This is a genomic window from Lyngbya sp. CCAP 1446/10 (assembly GCF_026130175.1).
GTDB lineage: Bacteria > Cyanobacteriota > Cyanobacteriia > Cyanobacteriales > Microcoleaceae > Microcoleus.
The window spans coordinates 154,253-175,765 of sequence record NZ_JAIGNI010000002.1; the positions used below are offsets into that span (position 1 = coordinate 154,253).

The window sequence follows — 21,513 nt, forward strand, 5'->3', positions numbered from 1 at the left end:
AATTTGACCATCTATGTATGGGGCGAATTAACCGAAATATTTGCCACCCATCGACAAACGATCAAAACCCGCCCCCACCTCACTATAAACTGCCGGCTTGTATAGATTTTTGCTAAACACGCCCCTATAATATGTTATGTTTTTTTATGGCAGTTATACTTAACTAAGAATCTATGAAAATTGTTTTTTTTGGCACTCCCGATTTTGCTGTTCCTACTTTGTCCAGTTTGCTGAGTCATCCAGAATTTGAGGTGGTGGGTGTGGTGACTCAGCCGGACAAGCGCCGGGGAAGGGGCAATAAATTGATGCCTTCACCTATTAAAGATGTGGCTTTAAATCACAGTCTCCCAGTTTGCCAGCCGCGCCGAATCAAGAAGGATGCGGAAACTATTGCTATGTTGCGGGAAGCGGAGGCTGATGTTTTTGTGGTGGTGGCTTACGGCCAAATTCTTTCTCAAGAAATTCTGGATATTCCTAGTTTGGCTTGCGTTAATGTTCACGGTTCAATTTTGCCCAAGTATCGCGGGGCGGCACCGATTCAGCGCTGTCTTTTTGAGGGGGAAAAGGAGACTGGGATTACTACTATGCTGATGGATGCTGGGATGGATACTGGGGCGATGTTGTTGAAGACTTTTGCTGGTATTTCGCTGTTGGATAATGCTGATTCTTTGGGGGATAGGTTGGCGGATGTTGGGGCGGATTTGTTGGTGGAAACTTTGATTGGATTGAGGGATGGGAAAATTAAATCTGTACCTCAAGATGATGCTGAGGCGACTTATGCGCCGATGATTAAAACGGCGGATTTTGTGCTAGATTGGTCGCAAAGTGCGATCGCCCTTCATAATCAAGTTAGGGGCTTTTTCCCGGATTGTACTACGACTTTTCGCGGTAATTCCCTGAAAGTGATTGCTACTGTACCTGTGGGGCCGGAATATTGGCTGCAAATGCCGCCGGAGTTGAGGGTTTTGGAACGCGATTGGCCTGTTTTGGCGCAGTTATCGGGCGCAAATGGTGAAGTTGTCAGGGTTGTGAAGGGCTTAGGGGCGATCGTCCAAACAGGCAATGGGTTATTATTATTGCGAGAGGTACAGTTGGCGGGGAAAAAAGTGCAGTCTGGGGTGGATTTTGCCAATGGGACTCGGTTGGCGCTGGGCGAAGTTTTTGGGATGGTTGAAGTTAAGTAAATGAGTGGTATGGAGAAACCGGGTTTCTGCGAATAATTTGGGTTTAGTACGAAAAATATAGGAAGAAACCCGGTTTCTGAAATTGTGTGTTAGGGATAATTTACCTACCGGATATTACCTAAAATCCGACCACAACTTCCTCCAAAACTTCCTCTTTACCACCCAACAAACCCTGCGCCGCTTCTAACATACTCTCAGAAAAATCTTTCAAATCTTCCCGACTTGCTAAATAAGTTTTCAAAGCGTCTAAAGGTTCTATACTATTATTAGCATTCAATTCTGGCAACCTCGGCCGCGCTAGCTGACTGACTAATTCCGGCTGGATTGTGTAGCTGTGGGCTTCGCCTAGAAGTGCGTGCAATTCTGCGTTATCTATTAAGTCTAATTGTTCCGATCGCAATTGGTAGATTAATCTCACCACAGCATCTTGGATTTGCTTCTTCCCAATCGCTTTAACTAAGTCAGCTTGCGGGTTTTCCGATTCAGACACGTTTACCTTGATCGTCAGAAACACTCGCACCGGTAACGCGCAAAATTCCCACTCAGCTTTCCCGCGTTCTAAATTAATTAACACAAAACCTTTGTCTTCTTTCTCTTCGCTAAAATCAACTCGTTCGATGCTTCCCGGATAAATTACGGGCGGATTGTTGGATAAATTCAGATTTTGGTGTTTGTGAACGTGACCGAGTGCTACGTAGTCGAAACAAGGGCGTGTTAGCATGGAAACCGGTATGTTAAAACCTTTACCAACTGCTAAAAAACGTTCCGCGCCGAGACTTGCTTTATCTGCCATTAAATGCGCTAATAGTACGGTGGGGATTTCGGGGTTGAGGCGGCGGATTTCGCCTTCCATTGCGATCGTCAGTTTTTCGGTTAATAATTGGTTAACATCGCCCACAGAAAGGCTTTCAGTCTCTGAACGTGTCATTAAGGTCGATCGCGTCAACCAAGGCAGTGTAACCACCTGTACGGGGCCATTACGGGTCTGTATGAGGTGAGTTTCCAGGCGATCGCCTACAATAAACTTAGGTATTCCCAAAGTCCGGTAAATCCCCAAACTCGCGCCGCCCTGTCCCTGAGAATGTTGGTCGTGATTTCCTACTAGCAAAACCGTCGGAATTTGCGCGTCTACTAAGCGACAGAATTGTCGCGCAAAAGCCTCTTTTACAAACGGTGGCGGCGTTGAATCCGGGAAAGCATCGCCACCGAATATAACTAAATCTACGGGTTCAGAAATTGCTCTGTCCATACATTTACTTAGCGTCGCTGCGAAGTCTTCCAGCCGCGTATTTAAGCCTGTTTCTGGATTGACTCGGCCGTGGGAAAAGCCGCTTCCCATGTGAATGTCTGAAAGGTGTAAGATTTTAATCATTGTTTTCTTTGTGAGTTGTAATTGAGGTTTTTCGTAAGGACTTTAGCCCTCAGTTTACCAAGTATTTTATGGGTTTTTAGGTTCTAATTCGACGCTGTGTCGATTGGGATTGATGCGTTTATCGATCGCAAAAATTGCCTTTTCTTCCTCCAACCCGATTTCGTGAAACTCTTTAAACAAACATTCTAACTCAATTTTTGCAATAACAGTTTCCAGCCACTTATCAAAGGAATCGCATTCAATGCTTCTCAAAGGTTCGTTTTTGCAATCAAAACTGATAATTTGTCCGGGAGTACCGTCAAAACAACCTTTTGTATCCACAACCCGCAGCCACAAATCATCTACTTTCATAAACGGAATCCATGCTTTGTTCCAATATTCTCCGGGCTGCCATTCTTGAAAATTAACTTGACTTTGGGTGTCCCAAAATTTTTTCTCCTTCACAATAGATGCCAAAGATAAAATACTTCTGCCGTGTTCAAAAGGCAACAGCCACTTATTTTCTGAACTCTCATAAGCCGAACCGTTATACCAGCGATAAAAATCATAAAATGTTTCGGGAAGCGATTGTTTGTAACGATTTTTAAATAAGTCAATTTCCGTTTCTATTGCACCGGAATTTAGCAAATTTTGCGCGTCGGGACAGTAGCGTTTTAAGCTTTGGGCGAAGGTACGAACCAGAGGATTTCGTGGCTGAAAAAGTTGTTTCATACATCATAATATCATACCGGGGACTTTTTGGTAAATTTGGGCGATCGGGCAGCGAAAATCTATGCTTTTTAAAGTGAGGACTTAATTTAGGTTCGTAGTGAGGACTTCAGTCCTTCTTGGGATTCTGAAGAAGGACTAAAGTCCTCACTACGAACCTGGTTTTAAATTTTTGTCAAGTACAGATGATGTGCTTTCATACTTTACGAGATCATGCCGGGGACTTTTTGATAAATTTGGGCGATCGGGCAGCGAAAATCTATACTTTTCAACTCTAACTCATCTCCTTGTCTGTAAATTTGAGAAGCCCAATTTCCCTCAGCATTGAGTCGAAAACATTCAATTTGGATTTCCGATTGATTGATGAGCACGTATTCCTGCAAACTCGATGCAGTTTGATAATCGGCAAATTTATCACCTCTATCAAAACTTGCCGTTGACGGCGACAAGACTTCAATAATCAAAGACGGATGACAAATAAAATCGTCGGTTGAATTTATCTCTCTTTCGTCGCAAGTTACCGCTATATCTGGGTAGTAATAGCAATTTGCCTCTTCCAATCGGACTTTTATGTCTAATGCTAAAACGATGCAGTCAGTACCATCAAGATGATTTCCTAGCCGCCTTACTAAGTTACTAGAAATAACGATATGGGGCTTTTTGGCACCAGTCATTGCATAAACGTGTCCGCGTCTGTATTCGTGTTTGATCGGACTTACTCGTTCCCCTTCTAGGTACTCTTCTGGTGAAATGTAGAAATTGTTTTTGCTGATAACCATTGATTTGTCCTCGGCTAATTTTGTGTGATAATATTTGTTTAAATTCGTAGATTTTGGTAGGGACACGGCAATGTGTCCCTACCAAATTAACATAATTCTAGAAATCGCGCGAGCCACAGTTTGCCGCTTTCCGTCAATCCCTGCGATCGCACTTTGATTTTGACTCCGCGAGGGTTAGCCTCGTAGAGTCGGGCAATTTCCTGCATTTCCGCGCCACTAAAGCCCGTTCCCACTGTTCCGATCGGCACTAATTTGCCCGCAATTTCTTGCGCGACTTCGATCGCACTAAACGGCCGCCCCGCAACTTTAGTCGGTGTCAACCCGACAATAAATAAGTCGTATTCCTGACAGTATTTGGTTCTTACTATCGGAAACTTCTTAACATCTTTTCCCCCGACATAACAGCAGTTGTGCAAAATCCAAACTTCGCCTTCTCTATTTTCAGATTCCTGCTGCTGGGTTAGCAAAAGTTTTTCCGCAGTGGTGCGAGATGTCGGTACAATTTCAAATTCTGAACATAAACTTACCAGCACTTCGCCAACTGTAACTCCGGCGGCAATTCGTTCGGATTCCGCCAACCCAGTCAAGTCTTTGCCGTGGGAAAACAAACATTTGAAAATGGCATAAACGGCGGTTGGCTGGGTAGTAGGAAAACCACTTTCAATATTAACAGTAGCAGCTTGCGCGCCCGTGCGGTGTTCGCTGCCGGTACAGCTTTTGTAATACAGTTCGCCGTCTAAAACAAAGGTGCCAATTTGAGCGGCTGTGTCTGTTAATGCGCGATCGATCGCAATTGATGCTTGTTGTCGCAGGTTAGTCGATCGCGATTGATAGTATACTTTATCTGGCGTAGCAACAACCACAACTCGGTTGCCGTCCCGCTTTGGCTGTCCCCAATAATCGGGATTTTCGATGTAATAAGAACGTTCCACCGGCGCGTCAACCGGCTGCATCGTCACAATCCTTCCCGGCTGCAAGTTCGCAGGCAATTCGGGAACAATCGGATTGTTTGCAGTCTCTATTTTGGCAGCAGCCTTTGATTTTGCCGCAGGAGCAGCATTGGTGGTAGACTTGCTTTGAGTGTTGTTAGTCGGCTTTTCTCCAGTTTCCAACTCAAACGCTTTTTTCCAAAATCCCACGGCCATTTCCGGGTATCCTTCCGACTCCGCGCACAGTGCAAAACCAATAACTTTTGCCGTACCGATGCTGCGCCCGTAATCAGCCAAATACTGCACCGCCCCCGCTTCACCCATCAAGTGCAATTCCCGCGTGACGATGCGATTGTTCCAACGTTCTCGAATATCGGCGCTAATTTTTTTAGCTGCTTTGCGTTTTGCTTCGGCGTATTCGGTGCAGTCCATAATGCCTCCTTTTGGTCGGGCTATTTGTACACTATACTTTAAGTTGATTCATTAGTCAATCAGGTTGCGATTTAATTAATAATTGCACCTAAATTAAATAAATTTGTTGGCAATTTATGAAATTTTGTTAATCTAATATTTGGGAAAGATTCTCGCGGCGCGATTTGTCTTGGGAACATCTCATTAATTAGTTCGCTGTAAATGCTAACATAATCGAGATCGCGCAGGGCAGCCAATAAAGCCGTGAGTTGTGTCTGACTCGCGTTGGATGCGCCAACTCGCGCTCGCACGTTCGATAATTTAAGATCGAGTTTAATCTTACTCTAATGATGCGATTGATTTTGTACAGCAAACCCGGATGCCATTTGTGCGAAGGATTGCAAGAAAAACTCGAACAGATTGAAAACCTCAAATTTCAACTCGAAGTCCGAGATATTACCCAACGCGATGACTGGTTTCAAGCTTATCAGTACGAAGTTCCAGTTTTGTTTAAAGTGCAGCCCCAGCCAATAAATTCTGCTGTTGAACCTGCATTCTCCCATGAAGAAATGTTACCCCGTCCTTCTCCCCGTTGCAGTGTCGCCCAATTGGAGCAAATGTTACAGAAATATTTGCAAATCGATCGATCAAAATAATAGGATTTAGGCAAAAACTCAGGTTTTAATCCTGGCATCGGGGTACGCGCCGCGCACCGCCAAGCAGTGCAAAGCCGCATCCAAACTGGGCTAAGGGAGCATCTGTATTTTGCATTATAGTGCGAGCGTCCCCGCTCGTGTATTGTACAAATCGCGAGCGGGGACGCTCGCACTATAATAAAAAAATGCTTTTTACAAAAATGAGATGCTCCCCTGGCTAAAATAATTGCGTAATACCAATTTAATGTGAAGTTGCACATATCTCGATCCCCCTAAATCCCCCTTAAGAAGGGGGACTTTGATCGGAATCTTGTCCCCCCCTTATTAAGGGGGCTAGGGGGGATCGGATTATATGCAGCCTCATAAAAAATTGGTATAAGTCATATTCAAGACATCCAAGTGAGGAGTTTTTCAGATGAAATTGAGAGAATTATTAGCAGCACTTCCCGGCATTTCCTTTGACACCCAACATCGCGCCCTCGATGCGGAAGTCAAGGGTTTATCGACTAATTCCCACGCTTGTGGGGCGGGAGATTTGTTTTTGGGAATGCCGGGAACTCGCGTAGATGGGGGAGATTTTTGGCAAAGTGCGATCGCCAGTGGTGCAATTGCCGCCATAATTTCCACCCAAGCAGCCGAGAAAACACCACCCAAAGACGGGAGTACCTGCGTCATTGCAGCAGCCGATATGTCTCAAGTTTGCGGTCAAATAGCAACCGCATTTTATGGCAATCCAGCTAGCAAATTAAAACTTGTCGGCGTTACCGGAACTAACGGCAAAACTACCACAACTCATTTAATCGAATTTTTGCTCAATCAAATGCAGTTGTCAACCGCGATTTTTGGCACGCTTTACACTCGCTGGCCCGGTTTCCAACAAACTGCACTTTACACCACACCTTTTGCGGTTGACCTGCAAAAACAACTAGCAGAAGCTGTAGCCGCCGGATGCAAACATGGCGTGATGGAAGTCAGTTCCCACGCTTTAGCACAGCAGCGGGTTTTAGGCTGTACTTTTGAAGTTGCTGTGTTTACAAACTTGACTCAAGACCATCTCGATTATCACCGGGATATGGAGGATTATTTTGAGGCGAAATCTCTGTTATTCGGTTCCGATTATCTCAAGAATCGCGCGGTGATTAATATTGATGATGCCTACGGACGGCGGATTGTTGAAAGCTTAAAATCGGAAAAAATTTGGAGTTACAGCACTACCGATAAAACTGCTGATTTGTATGCTTCAAATTTACAATATCAGCCAGACGGAGTTAAGGGAATGCTGCACACTCCCAAGGGCGAAATTGCTTTTGTTTTGCCTTTAGTCGGTCAATTCAATTTATCAAATATGTTGGCTGCTGTCGGTGCTGTTTTGGAATTGGGTTTAGATTTGTCGGCAATTGTGGAGAATTTATCTCAGTTTTCGGGAGTACCGGGACGGATGGAACGGGTGCAAATTAGCCCGGAACAAGATATTAGCGTTATTGTCGATTACGCGCATACTCCTGACAGTTTGGAGAACTTGTTGAAGGCTTCGCGGCCGTTTATTCCGGGTCAAATGATTTGCGTGTTTGGTTGCGGTGGCGATCGCGATCGCACGAAACGCCCGATCATGGGTAAAATCGTGGCAGAATTGGCAGACTTAACTGTTGTTACTTCCGACAATCCGCGTACCGAAAATCCCGATCGCATTTTGGAAGATGTTCTCGCAGGTATCCCCGCCACCGTAAAGCCGGTCGTCATGGGCGATCGCGCCTCAGCCATTCGCACTGCGATTATGGACGCTAAACCCGGAGATGGCGTGCTAATTGCCGGAAAAGGACACGAAGATTATCAGATTTTGGGCACCGAAAAAGTCCATTTTGACGATCGAGAACAAGCCCGAAATGCCCTGAAAGAAAGAATTAACAAGCTTAGCAGTTAGTTATTAGTTATTGGTTATTGGTTCCCAGGAGCGACCTGGGAACCAGTTAAACAACAAATAATAAATAAATAAAAAATCCGTAGTTTTACGAGTAGACAAACTGGTTTCTCTAGGGTTATAATAATGAATATAAAATCTTTCCTAAAAAAGCGATCGCTCTAATCGAAATCACAAAACATCAAATTTTAGCTCGCATTGACCCAGAGAGGTGCATCATTATCGATCGAAAAATTCGTATACATAACGAATAATCGATGATCGTCAAACCATTGCGGAGTAAAGACTAAATCCATGACTACTTATCCCTATTTCGTGCAACCAACATCATTCGATCCATTGTCACCTTCGGTAGACTTATCTGTTTCCTTCGCCCAAAAGTATTTGCAACAGATGAAAAGCAGTGACTCTGCACCTGTTGTTAACGATAACTTTGTCGAACGACGGCGTGCCCAAATCGCAGCAAAAAAAATGTTGGAATCGCTGCGTTCTGTAAGTGCAAAATCCTGGACTAAAACCGAAGATTTGCTGTCGCAAGTATTAGTTCAACACGGAATTGATACCGATTTAATCGATCCGTGGCAGATTTCTGGTGGGATTCATCAAGTCTACAAGTTGGCGATCGAAGCCTATGCTCAGCAACTACCGCCCCATAGTATTGTCACCAAAATCAGCCCAGTGCTCGGACAAGTCCGAAAACAAGTCACAGCAATTGACCCCCGCGTGATTGGCTTTGTAGCCATGCAATATCACTATACAGGAGTGCAGTTGATGGAGTTGCTTCCCGACGGTGAACAGGAAAAGTTTGCTAACTACGTCAAGATTCTCGACGATCATCTGTATATGCCACTGCAACGCGCCTACAGTGCGGCGGGGAAGCATCCAGCGGATTCGGTGGCGCTGCAATCTGTACGGTTGCTGATGCCGGTGATGACCAAGATTTCTGAACGGATAGTCGATCGCGTAAATCAATTATACCCAAGCTATCGCTGTCATTCTGGGCTGCTCAACACTCCAAATATCCGCACATCTAGCATCCGCGATGTCGAGATGTTTCAAGTTTATATGTGGGTTTGTCTGCTCGAAGGGAATCTGCACGCCCTAGAGACAGAATTGTTTCCCCTGTGCGTGATGATTTACCCTAAACTAAATGTGAATTGGGGACTTCTCAGCAAAATGACTCACTTACTGCGTAAGGAGATTGGGGCCTATCTGTCACCTGAGCAAGCTAAGTATTGTGAACCATTCTACGAGATTTTGCGTCGTATGTTTTCCGCAGAAGTTTTTCCTAATACTGATTAATATCGCTTCTGTGAATGTCTCATCAACGGCTGAAATTCCATCTCATAAGTATCTCTGGCAATCTGGCTGCAAAGCTCTGTCCAGAAATATCTTTCGGGTTTATGACTTATTAACAGTCTAGGGCCGACAAAAACGATCTATCCCCTAGATTAATCAAATCAAGGGGTAAATTCTATTGAAAATTAGGGTACAAAATACTTTAACAAAAAAGAGCGATCGCTATGATAGAACTAACTGGTTATCAAATTCTCGCTCAAATCTACTCAGGCACTCGCACCCTAGTTTATCGCGGAACTCGCCTCTGCGATCAAACACCCGTCATCATCAAAGTCTTGCGGAACGAGTATCCCAGCTTCAGCGAACTCTTGCATTTTCGCAATCAATATACCATTTCCAAAAACCTGAATTTCCCCGGAATCATCCAAACCTACAGCTTGGAAACCTACCGCAACGGCTATGCGCTGATTGTTGAAGACTTCGGGGGAATTTCTCTGAAGGAATGGACGGAGAAAGGGGAAACAGTGAAATCTCTGGTGGAGTTTTTCCAAATTGCGATCGACTTAAGCAATACATTAGATATACTTGACCGCCACCGCATCATTCACAAAGACATTAAACCCGCCAACATTTGTTTATGAATATTATCGCCAATGCGATCGATGCTTTGGATACAGCCGTTGGGCGAACCTATGCGGAACTGCAAGCCAATCCTGCGCGAATTATGATTTGTACTGAAATGTCGATCGACCTTTAAACCGTACGAATTAGTATCAAAGATAACGATAAAGGGATGCCAAGCTCAGTAAAATCGCGGATATTCGATCACCTGTTTACTACAAAAGAGGTTGGGAAGGGGACGGGATTGGGATTGGCGATCGCCCGTCAGATTGTAGTCGAAACCCACGCAGGAACTTTAGATGTAGAATCAACCCTAGGGCAGGGTACAGAATTCATCATTCGTATTCCTACTTTAGATAGGACGTACGGTTGAAACCGCGTCTACACAAGCGTAGGCGTTAGCCCCGCCCTGGGTAGTCCTCTCCTAGCGAGGGTGTAAAGAATCTGGAAATAGACGATCGCACTAATTGAGTTGTGACCTAAATTACAGCAGAGTTATCACAAACCGTATAAAAATATACTAGATAGACTATCTTATATGACTTAACTTTTTCAAAGGACTGCCGCTATGTCTTCCACCGAAAAAACAACCAGCGATCGCCATTTCATCCGTCGTTTACCACTACGAGCAGTGCTGGTTGTACCATTCGTCCTGCAAATCTTTGGCGCAGTGGGACTGACTGGCTATCTGTCGCTGCGAAATGGACAACGGGCGGTTAATGACGTAGCAACGCAGTTACGTAACGAAATTACGTTACGTGTTAATCAAAATTTACAAACTTATCTAAAAGCTCCACAGCAGGCAAACCAAATTAACCAAGATGCCATTAATGCTGGATGGCTCAAAACAACTTCCTTAAAAGACTGGCAGCGACACCTCTTCGCTCAAACTCAGGTATTTGATTCAATTGATTCCATTGGAATTCTCAACGAGGAACGAGAATTTATTACGGTATCTCAACACGAAGGCGATCGCCCCACTTTATTTATTTACGATCGATCGACTGATTTTGCATTTTCGACCTATAGCTTGGACGAGCAAGGCGATCGCATCACTTTGTTGAAGCGCACCGAAAATGTTGACTTCCGCCCTGAGCCTTGGTATCGGCAAGCTAAAAGCACAGATAAACCTTACTGGACGAATGTGATTAAACATAAAGATCAGCCAAAGCTGATCTTTCTGAATGTGCATCCTATATATAATCAAACTAAACAATTTCAAGGAATTCTGATCGCTAGACTAACCCTATCGACTGTCGGAGATTTTCTGCAAAAGCTCGATGTTGGTCAACAGGGGAGAATCTTCATCATTGAACGAACTGGTAAATTGCTTGCGACCTCAACTAATGAATCGCTGTTTCGCGATCGGCAAGGTAAACTAGAACGAGTTGCCGCAGCCGATAGCAATGACTTGCTTACAAAAGCTGCCACCCAGTATTTAATTCGTAAATTTGGTAATCTGAGTCAAATCAACTCCTCTCAAATCTTGGACTTCGATCTCAAAGGTGCTAGGCAGTTTGTGCAAGTTTCTCCATTTCAAGAAAAACCAGGGCTTGACTGGCTGACTGTGGTGGCAATCCCTGAATCAGAATTCATGGCACAAATCAATGCCAATACTCGTACTACCATCTTGCTGTGTATTGCCGCCTTACTATTAGCTATAGCTTTAGGAATTTACACTTCTCGCTGGATTTCGCTGCCCATTTTCCGTTTTAGTCAAGCATCAAAAGCAATTGCAGAAGGCAACTTAGAACAAACAGTTCAACTCTCGAATGTAAGAGAGTTAAGAATATTAGCTAAGTCATTTAATCGTATGTCTCAACAGTTGCGTGATTCATTTACAGCCCTTGAAAATACCAATCAAGAACTCGAATATCGAGTAGAAAAGCGCACAACTGAGTTACAAATGGCTAAGGAAGTTGCCGATAACGCCAACCAAGCCAAAAGCGAATTTCTCGCCAACATGAGCCACGAACTCCGCACGCCCCTCAACGGCATCCTCGGCTATGCTCAGATCCTGCAACGCAGCGAATCCCTCACCTCCAAAGAGAGTAACGGCGTTGACATCATCTACCAGTGCGGCTCCCACCTTCTCACCCTGATTAACGATATCCTTGACCTCTCTAAAATCGAAGCCCGCAAACTAGAACTCTATCCCGCCTCATTCTACTTCCCTTCCTTTCTTCAAAGCGTTGTAGAAATCAACTCTATTCGGGCAGAACAAAAAGGAATTAGCTTCGACTTCCTTCCAGATGCCAACTTACCTATCGGAGTCATTGCCGATGAAAAGCGTTTGCGTCAGGTATTGGTTAACTTGTTGGGCAACGCCATTAAATTCACCGAACAGGGTAAAGTGACCTTCAAAGTAGAAAAAATCGATCTAATAGATGAGGAGAAGAAGACACGTATTCGCTTTACTATCGCAGATACCGGCGTAGGCATGACCCCCAAACAAGTCGAAAAAATATTCCAGCCATTTGAACAGGTAGGTGATACCAAAAAGCAATCCGAAGGTACTGGATTAGGACTAGCAATTAGCCATAAAATTGTCTCCTTGATGGATAGTGAAATTCAAGTGCAGAGCATTTCAGGCGAAGGTAGCACCTTTTCCTTTGAGGTGAAATTGCCAGAAGTTAAGGATTGGGCGGAATCTTTGCTGGTGGTGAAACAAGGGGCGATTGTCGGCTATGCAGGGGAACGGCGCAAAATTTTATTGATCGATGACCGCTGGGAAAATCGTTCGGTGTTGCTCAATCTTTTAGAACCGATTGGTTTTAAAATTATTGAAGCTAGTAACGGACTCGAAGGACTGGAACAAGTTTTACAGACAGCGCCGGATTTGATTATTACCGATTTGGCAATGCCCGTAATGGATGGGTTTGAGTTTTTGCAGAAGTTGCGATCGCAACCAGAACTACAACATCACATCGTGCTGGTTTCTTCCGCCAGTGTCTTTGAGCTCGATCGCCACAATAGTATTAAGGCTGGTGGCAATGATTTTTTACCCAAACCCATCGAAGCTGAAACGTTGCTAGAACAAGTGCAAAAATATTTAAAGTTGGATTGGCTATACAAGGATCAGAAAGGCGATCGACTAAATGAGCCTGGTGTCGCTCAAGAAATTAAGCCACCATCTCACGCCATCTTGACCCAACTTTCGGAACTGGCAAAAGTCGGCGATCTAGATGGGGTAATAGAAGTCGCGCAGCAAATCCCAGATGGGGATAATGTCGCTTTTGTCCGAGAACTCATCCAGATGGTTGAGCTGTGCGAGCTCAAACAATTACGGGCATTTATTCAGCAATATCTCGCTTAATGACAAGGAATATAAACTATGGTTGACTCAACCGATCCCTTTATTTTGATTGTGGATGACAATGCAACTAACTTGTCTGTCCTCTCCAAAACCTTAAAATCCGCCAACTACAAAATTCGCATGGCAGTGGATGGCGAAGAAGCCCTAGCTATGGTGGCCTATGCTCATCCAGAACTAATTTTACTCGATGTGCAAATGCCCAAAATGGATGGTTTTGAAGCCTGCCGCCACCTCCAAGCAAACCCCGCCACTAAAGGTATCCCAGTAATTTTCATGACGGCTTTAACAGATACGGAGAATAAAGTCGAAGGCTTGTCCTTGGGGGCGGTAGACTACATCACCAAACCTTTTGAAGCCCAGGAAGTATTAGCAAGAGTGAAAGTTCACTGGCGCTTAAAGCAACTCGCCGACACCTTAGAACAACGAGTGGCAGAACGTACTCATGACTTGCAGAAGGCTCAATTGCAATTGGTGCAACAAGAAAAACTCTCCACTCTGGGACAATTAGTGGCGGGGGTTGCTCACGAAATAAACAATCCCATTGGGTGTGTGGTGGGTAATGTCCATTTTGTGCAAGATAGCATCAATGATTTATTTGGTTTAATTGATTTGTATCGCCGTCAATTTCCCCAACCAGGTGCAGAAATCACTGCGGAACTAGAGAAGATAGAGCTAGAATATTTGAGGGAAGATTTACCGAAGTTAATCAGAGCCATGAAGGATGGGGGCGATCGCATTGTATCTATTAGTAAAAGCCTCCGCACTTTCTCTCGCGCCGACAGCGACCAAAAGCAAAAATTTAACCTCCATGAAGGGATTGATAGCACTATTCTAATTCTGCGCCATCGCCTCAAGGCCAATAATCTGCGTCCAGCCATTGAAGTGATTACTAACTACGGTGATGTGCCAGCGATTAATTGTTTTTCCGGTCAATTAAATCAAGTGTTTATGAATATTATCGCTAACGCGATCGATGCTTTGGATGCAGGGTGCGTTGGACAAACCTTTGCGGAATTAGAAACCGAACCTAGGCGAATTATGATTTTTACTGAAAGGTCGATCGACCTTTCAACCGTAGTAATTCGGATCGAAGATAATGGCCAGGGTATGTCGGACTCAGTAAAATTGCGGATATTCGACTACCTGTTTACTACAAAAGAGGCTGGGAAAGGAACGGGATTGGGATTGGCGATCGCCCGTCAGATTGTGGAAGAAAAACATGGGGGTAAACTGAGTTGTATTTCGGCACTGGGAGAAGGAACTAAGTTTGTGATTGAGCTTTTCATTGAGTGAATATTATTGGTTATTGGTTATTGGTTATTGGTTATTTGTTATTTGTTAACCAATCACAACTAACAACTAACAACTAACCAATGATATCAAATCCGGTAGCATCGGAATTAATATAACCCACATTCAGGACACGGTGGCGCGTCCTACCTATCATTTCGGTGCAACTGGAATTGAGGAATGAAAAATAAATAAGGTGACTAATAGAGCAATAGTTTACCTTGGATTAAGGCTTCTGGGGTTTAATTGTGCAAGTTATTTATTTTTCATTCCTGATATCATTAGTGCGAGCTTCTTACTCGCGACATGGATCGCGAGTGAGAAGCTCGCACTAACCATCCAAATATATAATTCCGATGCCAACCGGAAATGATCTGACTAATGACTATTGCAGCGGCAAAAATATGGTCATTACGTCGCCTTTTTGCGGCCGCTGGCGTATTACTAATTTCCCGCCTGCTGCTCGAAATAAATTCTTAGTCACGCTCAAATTTAAACTCAAACTTCCAGTCTCCGGCTGCACCATCAACAAAGGCCCGATCGATCGATCGATCGATCGCAAAGGAGCATTCGCTGAAGCTGCAAAAGTCGAGGTGCCATTACCTTCAGGTAGGTGCTCCGATTCTAACTGCAACTTTAACTGATCGCCCGCCAAAGTCACTTCTACCTGAATGCGACTCCCCGATGGCAAAGTTCGAGTAAAATTCTCAATCAAATTAGTTAAAACCTGATCCAACATTGTCGGATCGCTGACTACCGCCGGCAATTTTTGGGGCACAATAATTTCTAAAGTGTGGTTGCGCTGAATTGCTTGTTTTTGCCAGCGGGGAATGCTATTTTGCAGCACTTCACCGAGGGACATTGCTGTTAGCTGCATCCCAGAATTTTTAACTTGCGACATTTCCAATTCCACGGCGCGGAAAATTAAACCGAAGCGATCGATCTGAGCGGTACACTCAGCATCAATCATTTCCAAACGCTTCACCACCACCGGTTCGAGTTTGGGACGTTTCAGCAGCAGCCGAGTCAGGGTGCGAATGGTGGCCAAAGGAGTGCGGACTTCGTGGGCGATCGCCTACACGGGTATAAGCTAACTATGTTATTCTACCACAGATATAGTCTGTGTACTTACGCCGCACTGTACTAGTATTGTGCCATTGCGTGTTCCATCATTGATGACTACCAGAGATCCTATAAAATGTTCTGGTTCTAGTTCTGGATTATATTCCTCATAAATTGCGATTGCATCGTCTAATAACACTTGCCATTCAGTTTTCCCCCAACTATATTGGCGTTGAAAGTGGGGCATAACATAATGAATCCCGCCACCTAAACCGAAAACTTTGTAAATGTTGCAACTATCTACTTTCAGTACCATTCAATTCAAATATATCTAAGATTTGTTTTTTTACTTACCTAGCAGCAGGTATCGCCACTAAGTGGAATATTCCAATTATAGTATAGTCGAGAGGCAGGCCCGAAAGCCTGCCCCACACTATTCTACTCTACCCCTTCAATCCGATCTTCCACCTCCTGATACAACTCCCGCAATCTGTCCAAATTACTCTCCGAAGTCTCCCAATAACCCCGGCCATTCACCTCAAGCAAAGTGCTGACAATCTTGCGGAACGAATGAGGATTCAGATTCAGCAAACGCTTCTGCATCTCCTCATCTTGGATAAACGTACCGTTCACATCCTCATACACCCAATTATCCACAGCGCCAGCAGTCGCACTCCATCCAGTCGTGTTCACCAGACGCTTAGAAATCTCCCGCACACCCTCATAACCGTGCGATAACATCCCTTCGTACCACTTCGGATTCAGCAGCTTAGTCCGCGAATCTAAGCGCACAGTTTCTGATAGCGTCCGTACCTGCGCGTTCGCTGTCGTTGTATCAGCAACGAAGGATGTTGGTTTCTTCCCGTCGGCGCGCAAACTGCCGATTAATTTAGTCGGATCTGAGTCGAAATAGTGCGACACATCGGTTAGCGAAATCTCCGCAGAATCTAAGTTCTGGAAGGTGACATCAGCAGTTTTTAACGATGATTCAAAAATCTGCCTGTCTTGTTCCATAGTTCCCGGATTGTCGGAGGAAAAGGCGAAGGATTTGCGGGTTAAGTACATTTCCTGCAACTCGGCTTCGCTTTCCCAGGTGCTGTTTTCTACCGCCAAGTTGACGTTAGATGAATAGGAACCGGAAGCATTGGAAAATACGCGGGTTGCTGCTTGTCGCAGGTTGATTCCCATTTCTTCGGCTTGCTTCAAGGCGTGTTTGCGGACGAAGTTCATTTCTAACGGTTCGTCGGCTTCTGCTGCCATTTTCACTGCCCTGTCTAACAAGTTCATTTGATTGATGAACAAGTCGCGGAATACGCCGGAACAGTTAATTACTACGTCAATCCGAGGACGGCCCAACTCTTCTAAAGATAGCAATTCGAGTTTGTTGACTCGGCCCAATGCGTCGGGAACTGGCTTGACTCCAACCATCCACATTACTTGGGCAAGGGATTCGCCGTAAGTCTTGATGTTGTCGGTTCCCCAGAGCACAACGGCGATGGTTTCGGGATAGTTGCCGCCGTTATCGGTGCGCTGTCTTTCTAATAGCCGATCGACAACAACCTTAGCAGACTTGATTGCCCCTGTTGTGGGGATTGACTGCGGGTCCAAAGCGTGCATATTCTTGCCAGTCGGCAAAACATCCGGGTTGCGAATCGGATCGCCACCGGGGCCCGGTAGAACGTATTCGCCTTCTAGGGCGCGCAACAAAGCGCCTAATTCGTTATCAGCGCAAACTTGTTTCAAGCAGAATTCCAGATACTCAAACAGCGGTTTAATCGGTTCTGGATCGACATTTTTGTAACCCGCGGCGTGCAGCGATTCAATCCAAGGTGTTTTCTTGCCCATGTTGAAGAAATTCAACTTGGAAACCAGGGAAACTCGGCCCTCAGCATCGGTTTGTTCCTTAACCAAAGCGCTAACTGCATCCCGACAGGCTAAGGTGATGCTTTGCAGCAATTCGACATCGACTAAAATGCCTTTGTCGCTGTTGGTGTAAACGTCTTCGATATCGCGTCCCAGACTGTTGGCGATAATTCGCGGTAAGCTTAGCAGGTTGTCTTCTTCGCGGTCTAAATTGGCGATATTTACCAAAGTTGCGATCGCCTCTTCAGCAGTTGGCGGCTTCCCGATAATATGCAAACCACAAGGTAACAACCGCGACTCAATCTCCATCAACTTGCGGTAAACCAAGCCAACTAAATTGTCCCGTTCCTCCGCAGTCATGCCCGCAGCAACGCCTCTTTCCTGTTCGGGAGGTAGGGCGATATCCTTGTCCAAATTGACCAAACGGCATTTTTCAACGATCGCATCCACAATCGGCACACCCCGGCCCGTATCCTTCAAAGTTTGATAAGAAGCAATTAACTCGCTAAGTTCCTGCAAACCTTTGTACAAACCAGCATTTTCAGCCGGAGGAGTCAGATAGCTAATGGTTTCAGCATAACTACGACGCTTAGCAATTGTTGCCTCGCTGGGATTGTTCGCAGCGTAATAATAGAGGTTAGGAATTTTGCCGATCAAACTGTCGGGATAACAATCGATAGACATTCCCATTTGCTTACCAGGCATGAATTCTAGGGAACCATGAGTGCCGAAGTGCAGCACCGCATCCGCACCCCAAATGCGCTCCAAATATGTGTAGTAAGCAGCAAAACCGTGGTGGGGACTTGCAGAACGAGAGAATAACAACCGCATCGGATCGCCTTCGTATCCAAAAGTAGGTTGCACTCCGATAAACACGTTACCGAAATGTTTGCCGAAAATCAGCAAATTTTGTCCGTCGCTGTTCAAATGTCCAGGAGGCGGGCCCCAGTTTTCTTGCAAACGTTCCGAGTAAGGAGTGAATTCTTCGTATTCAGCTACGGACATCCGGTAAGCAACATTCAATTCTGGACTTTGGTATTGGGCTGTTGCGTCATGGATGACTTCTTGCATCAGTTTTTCTGCGGATTCAGGCAGTTCTGGCAAGTCGTAACCGTTGCCTTTTAAGGCTTTCAATACTTCGTAAATTGAGCCGAAAACGTCGAGGTAAGCGGCTGTTCCAACGTTGCCTTTGTCGGGGGGGAAACTGAAAACTGTGATCGCAACTTTCTTGTCTAATTTTGGTTTGCGACGCAGCATTGCCCACTTCATGGCGCGCTGGGAAATCGTCTCAACTCGGTCTTGTAGGGCGATCGCCTTACCAGTTGCGCCATCTCTTCCCGACAAAATAATCGGTTCGATCGCACCATCCAACTCAGGAATAGCAACCTGCAAAGCAACTTGAATCGGGTGCAAGCCCAAATCGCTATTTTCCCACTCTTCCGTCGTTTGGAAAACCAGCGGCAAAGCCACCATATAAGGGCAGTTGAGCTTTTTCAAAGTCTCGATCGCCTTCGGGTGATCTTGTTTCGCCGGCCCGCCCACCAACGCAAAACCAGTCAGAGAAACTACCGCATCTACGATCGGCAGCGGTGCCAAACCCTTGGGCCCAACTTCCAAGAAAAACGTTTCAACGGGTTTCGAGAAGTCCAAACCGCCGGCAAAAATCGGTATCACCCGCGCGCCCATTGCCTCGAATTCCTGCACAATTGCGACGTAGTGCGCGTCATCTCCGGTGACTAAGTGAGTGCGCTGCAACACTAAACCGATGCAAAGTGCCAGGGGATCTTTGAGGTCTGAGGAAATATCTGTGCGGGCATTATACCAATTCAGATATCCTTTGACATCATCAAACATGGACGGTGCCAAAGGATGCCAAATCCCCATGTCCTGGTAGACAACGGGCTCTTGAAAAGTTAGCTGTTCCTGGCCTTTGAAGACATATTTTTGTGACAGCATCAGCAGGAAGTTTTCCAAGTTTTCTTGGGAACCGCCCAGCCAATACTGGAAACTTAGCATGAAGTTGCGGGCATCTTGCGCTTTGTCGATCGGCAAATATTTCAGCACTTTCGGCAAAGTTTGCAGCAGTTTCAGCATTCCGTCTTGGAAGGAACTACCGGACTTTTCCTTCCGTTTTTTCATGAATTCGCCGATCGCGCTTTTGCTTTGTCCCAACTGCGCCATCGAGAAAGTGCCCATTTTATTGAGTCGCATCACCCCAGGCATCGACGGGAAGACGACGGCGACATCCAAGCTGTCGCGCAGCGGTTCTACAGCCGCTACCACTTTTTCGGCCAAATCTTCGATAAAAATTAGAGAAGCAATAAATACGTTGGCATCCGCGACATCCCGCTTGAAGGCCTCGTAATTTTCCGGGCTGCGGAGTTCTTCGATCAGGTAGCCGCTGATTTCTATTGCCAGATTCGGATTTTTGTTATTTATCGCTCGAACCGCTGCGGACAGGGCGCTTTGATACTGCGGTTCTAGTACGACATAGACCACCTTCATGAGCGATCGCCCCTGCAAGTTTTCCGGCACGATGTGGCGAATGGTGGGCTTGACGTGAGTGAACATCCGGTTAGGCTCCTTTAAGATGCTGTTTTCGGCAATCGGGAATTTTTTTATCCCATAAGCATTTTTACCAGAAAACGCTGGCCATTGGGCGATTTGAGCTTGTACATGACACAATTCGACAAATTTATTACGATTTTTCGTTACATTATTTGACAAATTCGTTGAGCAACCACTCCAAATTTTCTTTACAAAAATTTACTTGACATAAATTATATAGTATGAATTAGATTAAATTATCAAAATAAATAAACTATCAACCAATCTTTAACAAAAAGGCTCCTGAGAAAAGTTTTTAAGTTTGTAGAACTCATTAAACAGGCGAGCGAGCAATTAATTAACCACCAAAATGCCTAATTTCCGAATATTAAATTGTCCATTCGGATGAGTGCGCTATTAGAAAAACCGGATATTTTGCCGGGAACTTAAAATTGTTTTACAAAGTCTCTAATCTAGAAGTTCCCAATGGGCGATCGAGCTCAGGTGAAGTTAATTGCTGTTGATTGTCAAGCTCATCAAAACCCTAGGGGGAAAACATGGCTAACTACGCAATTTTCGACGAAAAATACTACCTCTCACAATATCCTTGGATTCAGCCGGCCATTGATGCAGGAGTCATCAAATCCGGTAGAGAACACTTTGAAAAATTCGGTAGAGCAGGCGGCTTAACTAAAGTCTCGCGTTATTTTGACGAAGCTACTTACCTTGCAGGCAATCCAGATCTCGCACCCTTCGTCCGCACAGTCAATCCCAACGCACCTTTTGCAACAGGTCTCGATCACTTTATTCAGTTCGGCTACGATGAAGGACAGCGCCGGGCCCAAGTATCCCCCGAATACAACGAAAGCTTTTATTTAGCAAACAATTCAGAACTACAACCATTTGTTCAGAACGGAACTTTCAAATCAGGCTATCAACATTTCGTTCAATTCGGGGCAAAAGAAGGTCGTTTTGGAACTTCGTTTTTTGAAGCGGAATACTTAAAACAAAACCCGGACATCGTACCGTTTGTCAACTCTGGAACCTTGAAAACTGGTCGGGAACACTACTTCAACTTTGGGAAAAACGAACCCAATCGTTCTGCGACTTTTGTAGGCAGCCGCACCAACGATGTTCTCACTGGTGTTGGCGTGGGGAATACCGAACTTGTGGGAGTAGAAGTCGGTATCGCTCCCAACGGCAATCGGCAGTATGAAAGCTTCGGCACCAATGAGTTCGATGTCCTAATTGGCAGTCCGGGAATTGATACATTCGTCCTCGGAGTTCCTGCTACAGCCGGGAATGTCATCCCGACACCGTTGTATTTGGGTAACGGTCAAGCTACGATTCGGAACTTCGACATAGAAAACGATTTTATCCAACTGCAAGGAAATTCTTTAAGCGACGGCTACAGCCTGACTCCTGTTGGTGGTAATTTGTCAATCCAGCGTTTTGGAGATGTGCTGGGCGTGATTGAAGGAGGAGGAAGCTTGAATTTGACTTTCCAACAATCTAATGGTGACGGTACTTTTGCGATCGGTTAGTCATTGGTTATTAG

At 45.1% G+C, this 21,513-nt stretch carries 15 protein-coding genes and 1 pseudogene; 9 read left to right on the plus strand and 7 right to left on the minus strand.

Translation table 11 applies throughout. The features are described 5' to 3' along the window. Nucleotides 1–173 precede the first annotated feature (173 nt). Complete coding sequence (gene fmt, locus K4039_RS01765; protein WP_265233395.1) at nucleotides 174–1,184, plus strand: methionyl-tRNA formyltransferase; 1,011 nt, start codon at nucleotides 174–176, stop codon at nucleotides 1,182–1,184. 118 nt (nucleotides 1,185–1,302) lie between these two features. Here fmt and K4039_RS01770 read toward each other — a convergent pair whose 3' ends face one another. The 4 genes from K4039_RS01770 to K4039_RS01785 all read right to left on the minus strand — a co-directional run bounded on the left by K4039_RS01770 (nucleotide 1,303) and on the right by K4039_RS01785 (nucleotide 5,404). Then, complete coding sequence (locus tag K4039_RS01770) at nucleotides 1,303–2,556, minus strand: exonuclease SbcCD subunit D (RefSeq protein WP_265233396.1); 1,254 nt, start codon at nucleotides 2,554–2,556, stop codon at nucleotides 1,303–1,305. Between the two features lie 66 nt (nucleotides 2,557–2,622). After that, entirely contained in the window at nucleotides 2,623–3,267 is a 645-nt protein-coding gene (locus tag K4039_RS01775) for an SMI1/KNR4 family protein (RefSeq protein ID WP_265233397.1), read from the minus strand. 200 nt (nucleotides 3,268–3,467) lie between these two features. Then, on the minus strand, nucleotides 3,468–4,043 hold the full coding sequence (locus K4039_RS01780) for a Uma2 family endonuclease (RefSeq protein ID WP_265233398.1): 576 nt from the start codon (nucleotides 4,041–4,043) through the stop codon (nucleotides 3,468–3,470). An 86-nt stretch (nucleotides 4,044–4,129) separates the two neighbouring features. Then, nucleotides 4,130–5,404 (minus strand): ATP-dependent DNA ligase, encoded by a 1,275-nt coding sequence (locus K4039_RS01785; RefSeq protein ID WP_265233399.1) that lies wholly within the window; start codon nucleotides 5,402–5,404, stop codon nucleotides 4,130–4,132. Between the two features lie 329 nt (nucleotides 5,405–5,733). Between K4039_RS01785 and K4039_RS01790 the strand changes: the two genes are divergently transcribed. The 7 genes and pseudogenes from K4039_RS01790 to K4039_RS01820 all read left to right on the plus strand — a co-directional run bounded on the left by K4039_RS01790 (nucleotide 5,734) and on the right by K4039_RS01820 (nucleotide 14,486). After that, entirely contained in the window at nucleotides 5,734–6,039 is a 306-nt protein-coding gene (locus K4039_RS01790) for a glutaredoxin family protein (RefSeq protein ID WP_265233425.1), read from the plus strand. 415 nt (nucleotides 6,040–6,454) lie between these two features. After that, on the plus strand, nucleotides 6,455–7,960 hold the full coding sequence (locus K4039_RS01795; RefSeq protein WP_265233400.1) for a UDP-N-acetylmuramoyl-L-alanyl-D-glutamate--2,6-diaminopimelate ligase: 1,506 nt from the start codon (nucleotides 6,455–6,457) through the stop codon (nucleotides 7,958–7,960). Nucleotides 7,961–8,251: 291 nt separating this feature from the next. Next, nucleotides 8,252–9,259 (plus strand): hypothetical protein, encoded by a 1,008-nt coding sequence (locus K4039_RS01800; protein ID WP_265233401.1) that lies wholly within the window; start codon nucleotides 8,252–8,254, stop codon nucleotides 9,257–9,259. Between the two features lie 221 nt (nucleotides 9,260–9,480). Further along, a pseudogene (locus K4039_RS01805) lies at nucleotides 9,481–9,894 on the plus strand (protein kinase); the annotation flags it as partial. A 134-nt stretch (nucleotides 9,895–10,028) separates the two neighbouring features. Further along, complete coding sequence (locus K4039_RS01810) at nucleotides 10,029–10,250, plus strand: ATP-binding protein (RefSeq protein WP_265233426.1); 222 nt, start codon at nucleotides 10,029–10,031, stop codon at nucleotides 10,248–10,250. Between the two features lie 195 nt (nucleotides 10,251–10,445). Next, nucleotides 10,446–13,193: a hybrid sensor histidine kinase/response regulator gene (locus K4039_RS01815; protein ID WP_265233403.1), complete on the plus strand. Its 2,748-nt coding sequence runs from the start codon at nucleotides 10,446–10,448 to the stop codon at nucleotides 13,191–13,193. Between the two features lie 18 nt (nucleotides 13,194–13,211). Next, nucleotides 13,212–14,486 carry a sensor histidine kinase gene (locus tag K4039_RS01820; RefSeq protein ID WP_265233404.1) on the plus strand — a complete coding sequence of 425 codons (1,275 nt, stop codon included), beginning with the start codon at nucleotides 13,212–13,214 and terminating at the stop codon, nucleotides 14,484–14,486. A 382-nt stretch (nucleotides 14,487–14,868) separates the two neighbouring features. Here the strand turns inward: K4039_RS01820 and K4039_RS01825 are convergent, their stop codons facing one another. The 3 genes from K4039_RS01825 to K4039_RS01830 form a co-directional block, all read right to left on the minus strand. Beyond that, nucleotides 14,869–15,531: a sensor histidine kinase KdpD gene (locus tag K4039_RS01825; protein ID WP_265233405.1), complete on the minus strand. Its 663-nt coding sequence runs from the start codon at nucleotides 15,529–15,531 to the stop codon at nucleotides 14,869–14,871. A gap of 51 nt (nucleotides 15,532–15,582) precedes the next feature. Continuing rightward, nucleotides 15,583–15,861, minus strand: coding sequence for a DUF262 domain-containing protein (locus K4039_RS29870; protein ID WP_375339775.1), 279 nt, complete (start codon nucleotides 15,859–15,861; stop codon nucleotides 15,583–15,585). Between the two features lie 122 nt (nucleotides 15,862–15,983). Continuing rightward, entirely contained in the window at nucleotides 15,984–19,979 is a 3,996-nt protein-coding gene (locus tag K4039_RS01830) for a magnesium chelatase subunit H (RefSeq protein WP_265233427.1), read from the minus strand. 533 nt (nucleotides 19,980–20,512) lie between these two features. Between K4039_RS01830 and K4039_RS01835 the strand changes: the two genes are divergently transcribed. Next, a complete protein-coding gene (locus tag K4039_RS01835; protein WP_265233406.1) occupies nucleotides 20,513–21,499 on the plus strand; it encodes a calcium-binding protein in 987 nt (328 codons plus the stop codon). The last annotated feature ends 14 nt before the right edge of the window (nucleotides 21,500–21,513 follow it).